This is a genomic window from Vibrio sp. 1078-1 (assembly GCF_033340475.1).
This window is the reverse complement of sequence record NZ_JAWOWM010000003.1, coordinates 174,590-187,453: the sequence shown is the minus strand read 5'-3', so window position 1 is coordinate 187,453 and position 12,864 is coordinate 174,590. Positions and strand designations below refer to the sequence as shown.

Annotated in this window: 11 protein-coding genes; 10 read left to right on the top strand and 1 reads right to left on the bottom strand. The window is 45.1% G+C overall.

Going from position 1 to position 12,864, the window contains the following annotated elements; all coding sequences use genetic code 11:
• Positions 1-72: 72 nt before the first annotated feature.
• From R7190_RS07915 to tssG, 10 genes are all read left to right on the top strand, one after another.
• Positions 73-1,392, top strand: coding sequence for a hypothetical protein (locus tag R7190_RS07915; RefSeq protein WP_104980534.1), 1,320 nt, complete (start codon positions 73-75; stop codon positions 1,390-1,392).
• On the top strand, positions 1,373-2,365 hold the full coding sequence (locus R7190_RS07910) for a DUF2169 domain-containing protein (RefSeq protein WP_085569124.1): 993 nt from the start codon (positions 1,373-1,375) through the stop codon (positions 2,363-2,365). The genes R7190_RS07915 and R7190_RS07910 overlap by 20 nt, the downstream gene beginning before the upstream one ends.
• The gene (locus R7190_RS07905) at positions 2,358-3,302 is read left to right on the top strand and encodes a hypothetical protein (RefSeq protein ID WP_005386097.1); all 945 of its coding nucleotides are present in this window, start codon (positions 2,358-2,360) and stop codon (positions 3,300-3,302) included. Before R7190_RS07910 ends, R7190_RS07905 begins: the two co-directional genes overlap by 8 nt.
• A gap of 237 nt (positions 3,303-3,539) precedes the next feature.
• Complete coding sequence (locus R7190_RS07900; protein ID WP_104980535.1) at positions 3,540-5,540, top strand: serine/threonine protein kinase; 2,001 nt, start codon at positions 3,540-3,542, stop codon at positions 5,538-5,540.
• Entirely contained in the window at positions 5,527-7,101 is a 1,575-nt protein-coding gene (gene tssA / locus R7190_RS07895; RefSeq protein WP_104980537.1) for a type VI secretion system protein TssA, read from the top strand. Before R7190_RS07900 ends, tssA begins: the two co-directional genes overlap by 14 nt.
• A gap of 26 nt (positions 7,102-7,127) precedes the next feature.
• A complete protein-coding gene (gene tssB, locus R7190_RS07890; protein ID WP_005373381.1) occupies positions 7,128-7,634 on the top strand; it encodes a type VI secretion system contractile sheath small subunit in 507 nt (168 codons plus the stop codon).
• Between the two features lie 8 nt (positions 7,635-7,642).
• A complete protein-coding gene (gene tssC, locus R7190_RS07885) occupies positions 7,643-9,118 on the top strand; it encodes a type VI secretion system contractile sheath large subunit (RefSeq protein ID WP_005373378.1) in 1,476 nt (491 codons plus the stop codon).
• A gap of 61 nt (positions 9,119-9,179) precedes the next feature.
• The gene (gene tssE, locus R7190_RS07880) at positions 9,180-9,590 is read left to right on the top strand and encodes a type VI secretion system baseplate subunit TssE (protein ID WP_033906409.1); all 411 of its coding nucleotides are present in this window, start codon (positions 9,180-9,182) and stop codon (positions 9,588-9,590) included.
• 10 nt (positions 9,591-9,600) lie between these two features.
• Complete coding sequence (gene tssF, locus R7190_RS07875) at positions 9,601-11,349, top strand: type VI secretion system baseplate subunit TssF (protein WP_186585416.1); 1,749 nt, start codon at positions 9,601-9,603, stop codon at positions 11,347-11,349.
• Entirely contained in the window at positions 11,346-12,344 is a 999-nt protein-coding gene (tssG, locus tag R7190_RS07870) for a type VI secretion system baseplate subunit TssG (protein WP_005373373.1), read from the top strand. Before tssF ends, tssG begins: the two co-directional genes overlap by 4 nt.
• Positions 12,345-12,398: 54 nt before the next feature.
• Here the strand turns inward: tssG and R7190_RS07865 are convergent, their stop codons facing one another.
• A complete protein-coding gene (locus tag R7190_RS07865; protein WP_005373369.1) occupies positions 12,399-12,851 on the bottom strand; it encodes an Lrp/AsnC family transcriptional regulator in 453 nt (150 codons plus the stop codon).
• Positions 12,852-12,864 lie beyond the last annotated feature (13 nt).

Here is a 12,864-nt window from a genome sequence, read left to right as displayed (position 1 = left end):
CGCCAAGTGAGCTAATTACTTCGAGTTAACTAATTGCAATCGCGTTATGGCACGCTAATAACGGATAACCAGATGCGACAAAGAATCGGTGTCGAGCACCTAAAGGCACCCATAACCAATCAAGAAGTCGAAGGCGCGTTAGCAAAAGCTGAGCGCGCTGTGAATGACCTTTCCCAGTTGCCAGTAACATGGCTGGATTTCTGTAATGAAAAGCTGTCCATTGCTTCTGAAAGTATCGGTTTTTTAATCAGGCAGCGAGTTCAAATTCACAAAAGGGGTTATCCAAGTCGTGAGTTGGCGTATCTCAAGCTGATTGAACGCCAAATTGAAGAACTGAAGCAGGTGTACTTGTCGTTTTATCGGTTAGCACCGGGGTTGATTCATCAGTTAAGAGGCCAGGAGCCAGAAATCTACAGCTGGCTGATGCTACAAGGCGAGTTGGGCTCAGCGTTGGATAACCTTTTGTGCGGCTTGAGTTTACTCGAAGATATTGACGCTAAAACCGCAATGGTCATTGCCGTACAATCTCCGGTTGAATCTATGGATAGCACGCTTTCGGAGCTTATTGAGGGTAATGCGACATCCAGTGCGTTTTACTTTGAATGCTTACGTGTACGTCAAACATTAAGTGTTTCTCTCATCAAGCGCTGGCACAAAGCCAGCATCATTAGCTCTCATGTTGCTTTGCCACTGCTCGCTTTACAAGACGTGAAAGAGGGGATTGATTGGCTCAATGACAATGCAGGCAGCGAACAATATCTATTTGAACGTTTGATTACCAAACGTGACAGAGGCACTTGGCTCCGTCAGTGCTTTGGCATCGAACCAAATGGATTACCATCAGCGCAAGTGCTCACTTATGCCAAGTTGCTTGAGTTAAAAGAGTTTGAGGCGTTTGATATCTCTTCTTCATTAGCACCTGTTGATTTTGCGCTGAGTGGTGATTGGAAACTGGTGCCCCAAATCATCGAGCACTTGGAAAGTCTGGAGGAAGCTGAAGGTGAAATTTGGCTTCATGCCTTGTATGTCGTCTACGGAAAGCTTCTTCCTCTGACTCCGCAAGATGTTGGTGTCGAGTATGAATGGGAAGAGATCGTCGATCTGCTCAATGAGTGGGTGGAAGATGAAAAATATATCCAAAATCTACCAAGCCGCTTGGGTTACGCATTGAGCTTCGAGTCTACGTTAGCTGCGATGCAAGATTCTAACGTTGATGTGCTGTTCCGCGACTGGCTATGGCGCCAAATCTGTATTCAATCCAGAGCCTACGTGCCTTGGGATATGGCAATGCCGATTCATCAACAAGACTGGAACTTTAACAATTTAAAGGCCGCACCTTCTGCGAGCGAACGATTCAACTTAAGGAATAGCAATGCAGTTATGGGATATTGATGCGCACCCTGAGCTATCACTTAAAGGTCGTTTTCAACGTGACGAAAACGGCGATGAAGTGTGGGTTGTGGTCGCTAAACGTACTTGGCAATTCGATGGTGTGGTTTGGCACGAATTAGGTGAAAGTGAAATCTTCGATGATCCCCAATATTTGGGCGAAGAAGGTTTCTCTGCGATGAAAGTTGACCACGAGTTCGCGTATACCAAAGACAACACAGATGTACTTGTTTACGGCAAAGCGCGCAGCTACGCGAAAAAGCCAGTGACATACCAAGAGTGTCGTGTGCTGATTGATGGTCATATCGATAAGACTCTCGCTATTCACGGGGAACGCGTATGGGTTGAGCATGCTGGCGGTATCACGCTGAGCAATCCAGTCCCATTTATTGAAAAAGACATTGATTACACTTGCGCGGTAGGCGGTGATTTACGTAACCGAATAGGTGGTGGGGTTGCCGACTCCAACAAAGAATTGCTTGAACAGAAAGTACCCTCGATTTTTTATCCCCGAGAGGACTGGAGTGCCGCCGCGAAAAAACTACGCGTTGCGGGGTTCGGGCCAGTCCCTCCGTTCTTTGAGTCGCGCCAGAAGCTAGCCGGCACGTTCGATGACGATTGGATTGAGAATCGCAAGCCAATGTTGCCACTCGATTTTGATAAGCGGTTCTTCCAAAGCGCGCCTATTGATCAACAGTGCAAAGGCTTCCTTCGTGGGGGGGAGCGTTTGATGATGAGTGGCTTTTGTCATGATGACACGCTTTCATTTCGAATTCCTAAAGAAAAATACCGTGCGATCGCGACGTTCAAAGATCAAAGTTATCAAGCTGATATGGCGATGTACACCTTATTCGTTGATGCGGAAAAGAAAACTATATCAATCAGTTACACCGCTGTGTTTCCTTGTCAGGGCAAGGAGCATTTGTTGGTGTCGACATCGATCACTAAGTTGGAAGAGGTAAGCGAGCATGCATAATTCAACAGGCCGTTACGTGCTAGGGATGGAAGTGATGACGCCAACCGGTATGAATTTAGATATTGCTAGTGCAGTTTCGTATGCTGACTTAGGAAGATTCGACCAATGTGTAGGGGATGATGGTATCGAGCGTTTTACTTACGCCAAAATCGAATACACCAAAGAAAGTGAGCAGTTTGAGAAAACGTGCGAGTTAATCACCCACTTGCTTGATTCATTGTTAGCGCAGTTACCACGTTCATTGAGACCAATACCTTTGCTTATAGCGGTGCCTGCGTCTGTTTCACTAGTAAAGGTGCAAGAATGGCTTGGTGAAAGTAACTATGCTGAATTTCTCTCTGTGGTGAATGCTGTTCATGCCAGTGGGCCCAGTTTCGTTCTCCAGGCCATGAAATCATTGGATAAATACGATGCTATGATGTGTATCAGTGTCGATACCTTGGTGAGTTCGATGCAAACACTCATCGACGATGCGATGGTAATGAGTACCAATAATCCATGGGGCGTTATTCCGAGTGAGGGTGGGGCGGGTTTAATTCTTTGTCGAAGAAATACCGTAGAAACATTGAAACTTAAGCCTCAAGCGCAGCTTGGCTACATTGATACGGAATTAAACACTTCAGACCGAAGAGGCATGTTTCGACTTGTTCAACGTGCGAGTAAAAAGCTCGATTCATTTGGTGAAGTGTATTCCGATATGACGAACCTTCGCATGCACTCGGAAGATTACGGTTTTGCTCTGGGAGCTAAAGCAGAACGATTCACGAACCCAGAACAACCGCAGCTTATCAATGAGTTGTGGGGCACGATGGGCAGTTGTTCTTCTCTCGCTTTAATTGCTTTTGCGGTCAGAGAGCACCACTTTAAGCAACCAACTACGTTGTTAATGTTCGACTTTCATGGTGACAAAGGAGTTCTCCAATTACTGCAATGTTAGTGAGCACTCATCGATCAAATGGCAATGAAAGTATACTCATATTATTAGGTTGAAGTTTGTAACACGAAAAAGCGTATAACTCATGCAGTGAAAGCGTAAGTAAAAAGGTCTAATAAGTTAGTAATAATAACTAAAATAATAGGCTTACTGTTTGTTTTAAATACCAACCTTGATACAAGTACGTTCAAGAAAATATTATTCAACTCTAATAATATTTATTCTATGAAAGAGTACTAAGTGTCTAATAATCAGAGTACAGCCAAAGGATATATCGATCAGTTGGTTGTTAAAGCTATTGAGAAAAAGAAACTGAATGAGCAAAGGCTAGCAGAAAAAAATAAGCCGAAGCTTGAGTACGTGCTTTTTTCACAGTTTGATGTATTAGACAAGCTTCCTTCTAGAAATGGTAAGACAACGGTTTACCATCTTGCAAAAAAAGGGCAGCCAGAGAAGCAAATCTGTTGCAAAGTTATCAATGATGACTCGCCAGAATTTGCGAGCAAAATGTTGATTAACGAAGCGAGCAGGCTGGAGCTTTCTCAACACCCTAGCGTGGCTAACTTTGTAAAAATCGGCAATGAATTTGAACGCCCATATTTGATGTACGAGTGGATCCAAGGTGAATCACTGGCAGAAAAAATGGAGCGTCATTCTTCTAAAGGCTTCCGCCACGACCACATCGCTTGGTTGGTGTATCAACTCGCTGGCGCTCTAGAGTTTATGCATACAAGAGGTATCTGCCATCTTGATATTAAACCATCTAACGTATTAGTGAGTGAAGGCGATTACGTTAAGCTCATTGATTTCGGCGCTGCTCGTTACATTGGAGAGACAGAACCTTACGCTGAGGCAAGCTTGAGCTACGCCTCCCCTCTTTATATAGAAACTGGCATCGCGGAACCGCAAGATGATGTTTACTCTCTCGCTTTGCTCGCTGGACATCTATTTTTAGGCTCAATATTTGGTGATGCTTGGAATAAGCAGTTAAAAGACCGAAAGCGTCCGGCTTTGATCCCGGCTCATATTTGGAAATTGCTGAAAGAAGTCATCAACAAACCAAGAGGGCATGGCTATACCGCTATTTCTTTTGCTCAACAGTTAGCGCGAATCGATACGCAATCAATTAGCTCAAATTCTAACGCACCAATTTTCAGTAGCTTGCGTAACGCGGACTTGCTGCTTACACACTGTAAGCCAAATGATAAAACGGCGTATGGTCGCTTTAAAATATTAGAGGCGAGCTTAGTGTTGAGTGTGCTGGCAACAGCAGGAAGCTATTTATATCAACAGAATAAAGATCAATTGGATGCCATTTTTCCCCGAGGAGTCGCTCCTGTAACTCACGTTATTACGCCCTCTGAAACGGCTTCTTTTTTGGCTCAGCCTCCATGGAAAATCAAAGAAGAATTGTCTCAAGCTAAACAGAGTATTGATATGACAGAAGCTTATCGAACAGCATATCAAGCTCAGCAGTTAAGCCTCTCGAATTTATATGAAGAAAAACAGGCTCAGTTAACGTCGTATCAATCGTTAGCGGATGGCTTACCAATGGCATTAGTCGAATTACGTAAGGAGCTTGTCACCTTGCGAGAAACCCTTGTTCGTGACGGTGCCCTGTTTCCATATGCGGATGAGGCGTTGACTAAAGTGATGTCTGGATTAAATGTCGCGTCTATCGATTCCATGAAAGTATCTGCCATAGCTGGCAGTCGAGATAAGCAGATTGCTCGCTTAATTTTAGATGGTGAAGCTAAGCTCGCAGAAAATGAAATGAAAGAGGCATGGTTATTAAACCAGTCACAAGCCTATTTCTACAACCAAATCTTACCAAAGGCTGTGATGGAAAATATTAATGACTCCATCGATAAACATGCAGAGGCGCACTTTTACACCAAAGCAATTGAAGAAGCTGAATTAGCCAAAGCCTACTTCGGTAATACGCCAGAACTAGACAAAAAAATAAAGGATTTAATCGTCGCAAGAAGCGAATTTATTTTGTTTAGCACCGTGATGGAGCAATCCGTTTACGACAAACAAAAGCTACATGAATCCCTTGCCGATTTAGAACGGAATGCACCAAGTAAATTTACAGAAATCACGAAAATTCTAGATAGCATGGCGTCGGATGCGATTGAGCAGAGCCATCGATTATCTAAGCCAGCAAATGGCGCAATTGCGGTAGCGCGTGCGTTGAGAGATTACTTGACTGAAGGAGACGTGAATTTTGTCCAACATTGATATCGATCGTCTGCTTAATCCTATTTCTGATGAATCTCCAGTGGGTAACGATGCCCGTTACGAGTTTTGCTATGAAATGATGGAATCCGAAGTGAAGAAATTCGGTTCATTGTTTGGCGAAACAGTAGATTGGAGCGTAGTAAAAACGCACGCGACTGAAGTTCTAGAGCACCACAGTAAAGACTTAAAAGCCATTTGTTACCTTGTTCGCGCGCTAACAGAAGAGTTTGGTCTGCAAGGCTTTGAACAAGGGCTAAAGCTGCTTAGTGAGGCGTTAAGTCGCTTTGGCGTTGAATTGTATCCTTCCCGAAAGCGGGGTCGAGATGGCGCGGTCGAATGGTTGAACCATCAGTTTAAACTGGTCAGCAGCAAGTTAGCGGAAAGCGCTCAGTCATGGGATTTGGTATCAAACTGCATTTCGACTATTGAAGAAGTGCAGCGCCAGTACGACGAGGTTTACCAAGACTCAGAAGCGGATTTCTTTGAGATTCGCACTCAACTCAATGTTTTATCTCAACAAGCGGCGGCTGATGAGCAGAGCGATGAAGCAGTCGTTAACATCGAACAAGCGGCGCCTGCACCAGCTACGCAGCCTGCCGCCGCAGAAACGCCAGCGCAGAGTGAAGAGCAAACCGCACCGGTGAAGACGGTTCCACCGGCTCCTAAACCTGCGCCAGTTAAGAAAGCGGTAGCAAAAGAAGTCGATGTCGATACGGACTTCTCTTCGCCTACGGCTTCTAAGCGCACCTTGAAGAAGGTTGCGGAAGTCATGCTTCATGCGAACCCAAGTGATCCGCTGGCTTACCGGATTTATCGTCATCTGACTTGGGATGACATTGATGGTCTACCCGGCCACCAAAATAATCAAACGCCTTTGAGCTTGGCAGTGTCGTCCGATCAACAAGCGGAATACCGAGATAAAGCTGACCAAGAAAGCGACATCGACACCATTAAGCGTTTGGAGCGCACATTAACGGATGCGCCGTTTTGGCTGACGGGCCATTACTTCGTGTATTCGATGCTTAATAACTTGGGCTTTGATGATGCAGCGCTTGCTGTGAAACAAGAAGTGACGCGTTTTGTTGAATCGCTAGAGGGCATCGAGCACCTCTCATTTAAGAATTCTATACCATTTGCAGATGAAGCGACCTTGAGCTGGTTATCGACTCAAGATACTACTTCTTCGACTTCTCAACCTGTTGTTCAAACGGTTGTGATTTCGCAGGAAGACTCGCTGCCAATGGAGGATATCACTCTAGAAAATCTAGGGGAATGTGCCGCAGAGCTTGCCCACAAACTTGGGCTGGATAGCTCGGGACGTGGGCAGTTCATGCTGTATTTACAATTGATAGCAGCTTACCAGTCTGTTGGATTATACCCGTTGTGTTTGCCGTATCTTGAGAAGGGGTGGGAAGTACAAAAAGCGTTTAATCTCGCGAGCTGGGAACCCCACTTATCGTCACAGTTAGAAGACCTAATTCGAAAAACACTCCATCGGTTATTTGGAAGCAAGGATCTTCTACCTGAGAAGTATGAAGAGTGGAAAGCAATTTACGACTAATTAAAGAGTTAGATAAGGAACGAATTATGTCACGTGACGGCTCGGTGGCTCCTAAAGAGCGAATTAATATCCGTTATGTTCCAGCAACTGGCGATACGCAAGAAGACGTAGAGCTGCCGCTAAGCATGATGGTAGTTGGCGACTTTACTGCGCGTGCAGATGAGACACCAATTGAAGAACGTACTCCAATTAACATCGACAAAGACAACTTTAACGAAGTGCTAGAGGGCATGTCTCCAAACGTTAAAGTCAACGTTGAAAACCGTCTTTCTGATGAAGAAGGCGGCCAGATTGGTGTTGATCTGACGTTCCAAAACATGAAGGACTTCTCACCTGAAGCGATCGCGAAAAGTGTACCTGAACTAAACAGCCTACTTGAGCTTCGCGAAGCCTTGGTTGCACTGAAAGGTCCTCTAGGAAATGTTCCTGCGTTCCGTAAGAAGATCGCATCGGTTCTTCAAGATGAAGAAGCGAGAAAGAAACTGTTGGATGAACTAAGCATTGGCAACGACCAAGACGCGAAAGAAGAGTAAGGGATATCATGTCTGCAGAAGCACAAGCGCCAGAACAAGAAGCAGCCTTAGTTGAATCAGGCTCACTTCTGGATAGCATTCTTAACGAAACACGTTTAAAGCCAAGTGATGAAGGTTTTGACGTTGCAAAACGCGGCGTAGAAGCATTCATCAGTGAGCTACTAAGCAGTTCGAACACAGAGAAAGTCGACCAATCTCTGGTTGATCTGATGATCTCTGAAATCGACCAAAAATTGTCTAAGCAAGTTGATGCAATTCTTCACAACGAAGAAGTTCAAGCGATTGAATCAACGTGGCGTGGCCTTAAGTACCTGGTTGATCACACTGACTTCCGCGAGAACATTCAAATTGAACTGATCTCTGCGAAGAAAGACGAAGTTCTTGATGACTTCGAAGACGCTCCAGAGGTGGTGAAGTCTGGCCTGTACAAGCAAATCTACACACGTGAATACGGCCAGTTCGGTGGTAAACCTGTTGGCGCCGTCATTTGTGATTACGCTATGTCTGCCTCTTCGCCTGACATCAAACTGATGGAATACATGGCGAACGTAGGCGCAATGTCTCACGCACCATTCATCACGTCGGCATCGGCTAAATTCTTTGGTCTAGACAGCTACGAAGAGCTGCCAAACCTAAAAGATCTTAAGTCTGTATTCGAAGGTCCACAGTACGCGAAATGGCGTGGTCTGCGTGAGCACGAAGATGCACGTTATTTAGGTCTATGTACGTCTCGCTTTATGTTACGTACGCCTTACTCTGTTGAAGATAACCCAATCAAGGCGTTTGACTACGATGAGCAAGTGACAGACAGCCATGATAACTACCTATGGGGCAACTCAGCGTACGCGATGGCGTCCAAGATCAGTGAATCATTTGCTAAGTACCGTTGGTGTCCGAACATTATTGGTCCTCAAAGCGGTGGTACTGTACAAGATCTACCGGTTTACAACTTTGAAGCTATGGGTCAAATCGAGACTAAGATCCCAACCGAGATCCTGGTTTCTGACCGTCGTGAGTATGAGCTAGCAGAAGAAGGTTTCATTGCGCTAACCATGCGTAAAGGTTCTGACAACGCGGCGTTCTTCTCTGCAAACTCTGTTCAAAAACCAAAAGTGTTTGCGAACACGCCTGAAGGCAAACAAGCCGAGATGAACTACAAGCTAGGTACTCAGCTTCCTTACATGTTCATTATCAACCGTTTAGCGCACTACATCAAAGTGCTACAGCGTGAGCAAATCGGTTCTTGGAAAGAGCGTTCTGACCTAGAAATCGAACTGAACAAGTGGATTCGTCAATACGTTTCTGACCAAGAGAACCCGCCAGCGGAAGTTCGTGGTCGCCGTCCGCTTCGTGCTGCGAAGGTTGAAGTATCAGACGTAGAAGGCGATCCAGGCTGGTACAAAGTATCGATGTCTGTACGTCCTCACTTCAAGTACATGGGCGCAAGCTTCGACTTGTCTCTAGTTGGTAAGCTAGACCAATAACCCATTACTGAAACCATCAAGCAGCCAGTGAAGACTGGCTGCTTTTTTCGTAGGACCGCATATGGAAAAAGGTTACCGTCTTTTAGAGCGGATCGAGCTAGGAGAACCAAAAAACTGCTACGAGAAAGTGGTGTCTCATAAGCATTTGATTGAATCCATTCACTCGCATCTCGCTGACTTGTTGAATACGCACTCCGGCAACGCAATGATCGACAATGAGTATGGTCTGCCAGATTTTAACGACGTACTTTCTAACAACACAAACCTCGTTCGCCATATTCAAAAAAACATCACGTCAACCATAGAACGCTTTGAGCCCCGACTGTTTAATGTCGAGGTTCATTACCGTGAAGACCACCATAATCCATTACAACTCGGCTTTGGTATTCGCGGCGAAGTTTCCCATAACGGCGGTAAAGTCCCAATGTCGATCGATGTCTACATGGGAACCGACGGCCAATTTAACGTTTAGTAGGTGCCACTTGAGTAACAGTAAATACTTTCAAGATGAACTCACGTATTTACGCGAGTCGGGTAGTGAGTTTGCCAAATATCATCCGAAGTTAACTCATTTTCTCTCTGAAGGAACTTTTGATCCAGATGTCGAACGACTGCTGGAGGGTTTTGCTTTTTTGACCGGACGCATCCGCGAAAAGATTGACGATGAACTTCCTGAGCTAACGCAATCTCTGATGACTTTGCTGTGGCCACATTACATGCGTTCGATCCCGTCTTTGTGTATTAGCGAACTAAAACCGCATACCGGAAGTGTTACTGAGAAAACCGTGGTGAAACGTGGTGCGGAAATGGCCAGCGAGCAGGTAGAAGGCACGCAGTGTTTGTTCCGTACTTGTTATGACGTCAATCTATACCCAATTACGATTACTAACATCGAACAAACTAACAGCCGCACCAGCTCGATGATTGATGTGACGTTATCGACGGAGCATGGCCTTGAGCTGTCTCGGATCGGCTTAGATACGTTGCGTTTGCACCTGCATGGTGAGATTCATATTACTCGCACTGTCTTCTTATGGCTGTTCCGTTATCTAGATTACGTCGAGTTGGATGTTGGTGGCGGCTACAAACATCGTTTAGGGCCAGAATACGTTAAGCCAGTCGGGCATGAAGAGGACGAGGCGCTGTTGCCTTACAGCAAAAATTCCTTTGCAGGCTACCGTTTGCTGCAAGAATTCTTCTCTTTGCCAGATAAGTTCATGTTCTTCGACATTAAAGGCTTAGAGTGGCTAAAAGGCATTCCACAGCGCAACACGGTCAAAATCAAATTTCACTTTAAGCGTGCTTTGCCTTCAGAGGTGGTGCTTAAAGATAAACACTTAAGGTTGCACTGCACACCTGCCGTTAACTTGTTTGAAAAAGACGGCGATCCAATCCGTTTAGAGCATCGACGAAACGAGTACAAGGTGCGTCCACAAAGTAACACTCAAGAGCATTACGAGGTTTATTCCATTGAGCAAGTGGAGAGCTGGAGTAAAGACGAGCGTCGCCGAAAACCACTGATTGAATTTGAATCGTTTGAGCACCAAATCAACCAGCGTGATAAGCGAGAGTTCTACAAATGCAAAGTGGGCGAGCGAGTAAGCGGAAGAGGGTTAGAGCGCTATATCTCATTCCATACTCACAATGGCGACATCGCGGATTTAGGGACTGAAACAGTATTGATGAAACTGCAATGCAGTAACGCGGACTTAGCGGAGCGCCTGTCAGTAGGAGATATCACGTACGCGACGCACAAGTCGCCAACGTATGCGACGTTTAAAAACATTACTAAGCCAACACAGTCAGTAAGTCCTCAGGTTAATGGTGAACTTCAATGGCAGTTGATTGCCAACATGTCGCTCAACTACTTGTCTTTGGCCAATATCGATGTGTTGAAAGTGTTGCTCTCGACTTACGACTTCCACTCTCGAGTCGATAGACAAGCCCACCGCGCGTCGATTCATCGACTTGATGGCATTATTTCTTCAGAGATGAAACCAATCGATCGCGTATTTCGTGGTGTATCTGTGCGTGGTAACCAATTCAAGCTCGTGACGGACTCTAAGTTCTTCGTAAATGAAGGCGATATGTTCCTAATGGCCACGGTATTGAATGAATTTATCCGTTTGTATTCGAGTGTGAACTCCTTTACCGAACTAGAGGTGTTCGATGAAGCGACGGGCGAGGTTTACAACTGGGCAAGCCTAATCGGGCAGCAGACGATACTATGATTAACACACTTTCTGATAAGTCGAATGAGTTTAGTTTCTACCAAGCGGTGTTGCTGTTAGAGAAACACTACCAGTTGGAGCCAAACTCAAATTTTGTTGCCGTGGGCGAGAACAAATACTTTCACCAAGAGCGAATTGAGTTCAGCGTGTCGCCAAACCTGTGCTTTCCAAAGAGTGATATGGACTTTATTACTCATATGGAAAGAAACGGACAGCAATATTCACGTATTGAGACGAACTTTCTTGGCTTGCATGGTTCAAGCTCGCCCCTGCCTGCGTCTTACACTGAGAAACTCGTCGGTCGTGATCCCGATGATAACCCAGTGAAGGATTTCTTCGACTTTTTCCACAACCGCTATACAAGCTTACTGTATCGTGTTTGGAAGAAATACCGATATCACGTGCAGTACAAAAGCGGGGCAAGCGATGCGTTTTCTGGGCGCATACTGCATTTGGCTGGTCTTTCTAGCGTTATGCAAGATTGTGAAGTAGCGGAGTTAGATCGAGCGAAAGTTCTGTCTTACGTGAACCAGTTATCTACGCGTACACGCTCACCCAAGCTTATTTCCGGTATTGTTTCGCACTACTTTTCACTGCCGAATGTGCGAATCGAAGAATGGGTTTATAGACGCGTAGAAATCGCTGAAAGCCAGCGTAACAAACTCAATCGTTCCAATTGTGTATTGGGGCAAAGCTTACACTTGGGACAAAGCATTGCGGATTTGAACGGCAAGTTTAACTTGTGTATCGACAACATTGATTTTGAAACGTTTAAGCAGTTTTCCTACGATGGTGAGTTACATAAGACGCTGGTGGGCTTGATGCGCTTTATTCTGCGTGACCCAATGTCGTGGGACCTAAAGTTGACAGTTAACCTAGACAGTATTCCAGAAAACAAACTGGGTAATGGAGAAGGGAACCAACTAGGTCAAACGTTCTGGCTAGGAAACCCAGGTGATAAAGACGCCAAAATTCGACTTATCGGAAGCATATAAGAAAGCCGCTCAACGAGCGGCCCTTTATGTTTTCCTCAAAGAGGTCAGAAAAGCTTAACGACTGATCGGCTGATGCAGTACAACGGTAGTATCAAGCCTTTGAATGCCGTTAAATGATTCAATTTCATTACAAAGATGATGAATAGACTGCAGGTCGGGCGCTTCAATTAGGGCAATAATATCAAAGTTGCCACCAACAACGCTCGTTAAGCGAACCTCAGGGATTTCTTTAAGTGCATTCGTTACATCATTCTTCTTACCCTTTTCACAAGAGATCAGTAGATAACTAGCGGCTTTTCGCCCTTCATTTTCTACACGAATCTGTGCGGTATAGCCTTTGATAATACCGGTCTTTTCTAAACGATTAATTCTTTCTGCTACTGCTGTTCGAGACAAACCAATGTTTCGGGATAGATTCGCAATCGACTCTCGCCCATTCGACAATAGACTTGAAAGTATTTTTCGATCTAATTTATCTAAACCTTGTAAAGTCATGTTTGAAATCATGTGTTCTGCCTAT

Coding starts and splice junctions, on each gene's coding strand:
- R7190_RS07915 (WP_104980534.1), top strand. CDS start 73: ATGCGACAAAGAATCGGTGTCGAGCACCTAAAGGCACCCATAACCAAT.
- R7190_RS07910 (WP_085569124.1), top strand. CDS start 1,373: ATGCAGTTATGGGATATTGATGCGCACCCTGAGCTATCACTTAAAGGT.
- R7190_RS07905 (WP_005386097.1), top strand. CDS start 2,358: ATGCATAATTCAACAGGCCGTTACGTGCTAGGGATGGAAGTGATGACG.
- tssB (WP_005373381.1), top strand. CDS start 7,128: ATGTCACGTGACGGCTCGGTGGCTCCTAAAGAGCGAATTAATATCCGT.
- tssC (WP_005373378.1), top strand. CDS start 7,643: ATGTCTGCAGAAGCACAAGCGCCAGAACAAGAAGCAGCCTTAGTTGAA.
- tssE (WP_033906409.1), top strand. CDS start 9,180: ATGGAAAAAGGTTACCGTCTTTTAGAGCGGATCGAGCTAGGAGAACCA.
- tssG (WP_005373373.1), top strand. CDS start 11,346: ATGATTAACACACTTTCTGATAAGTCGAATGAGTTTAGTTTCTACCAA.
- R7190_RS07865 (WP_005373369.1), bottom strand. CDS start 12,851: ATGATTTCAAACATGACTTTACAAGGTTTAGATAAATTAGATCGAAAA.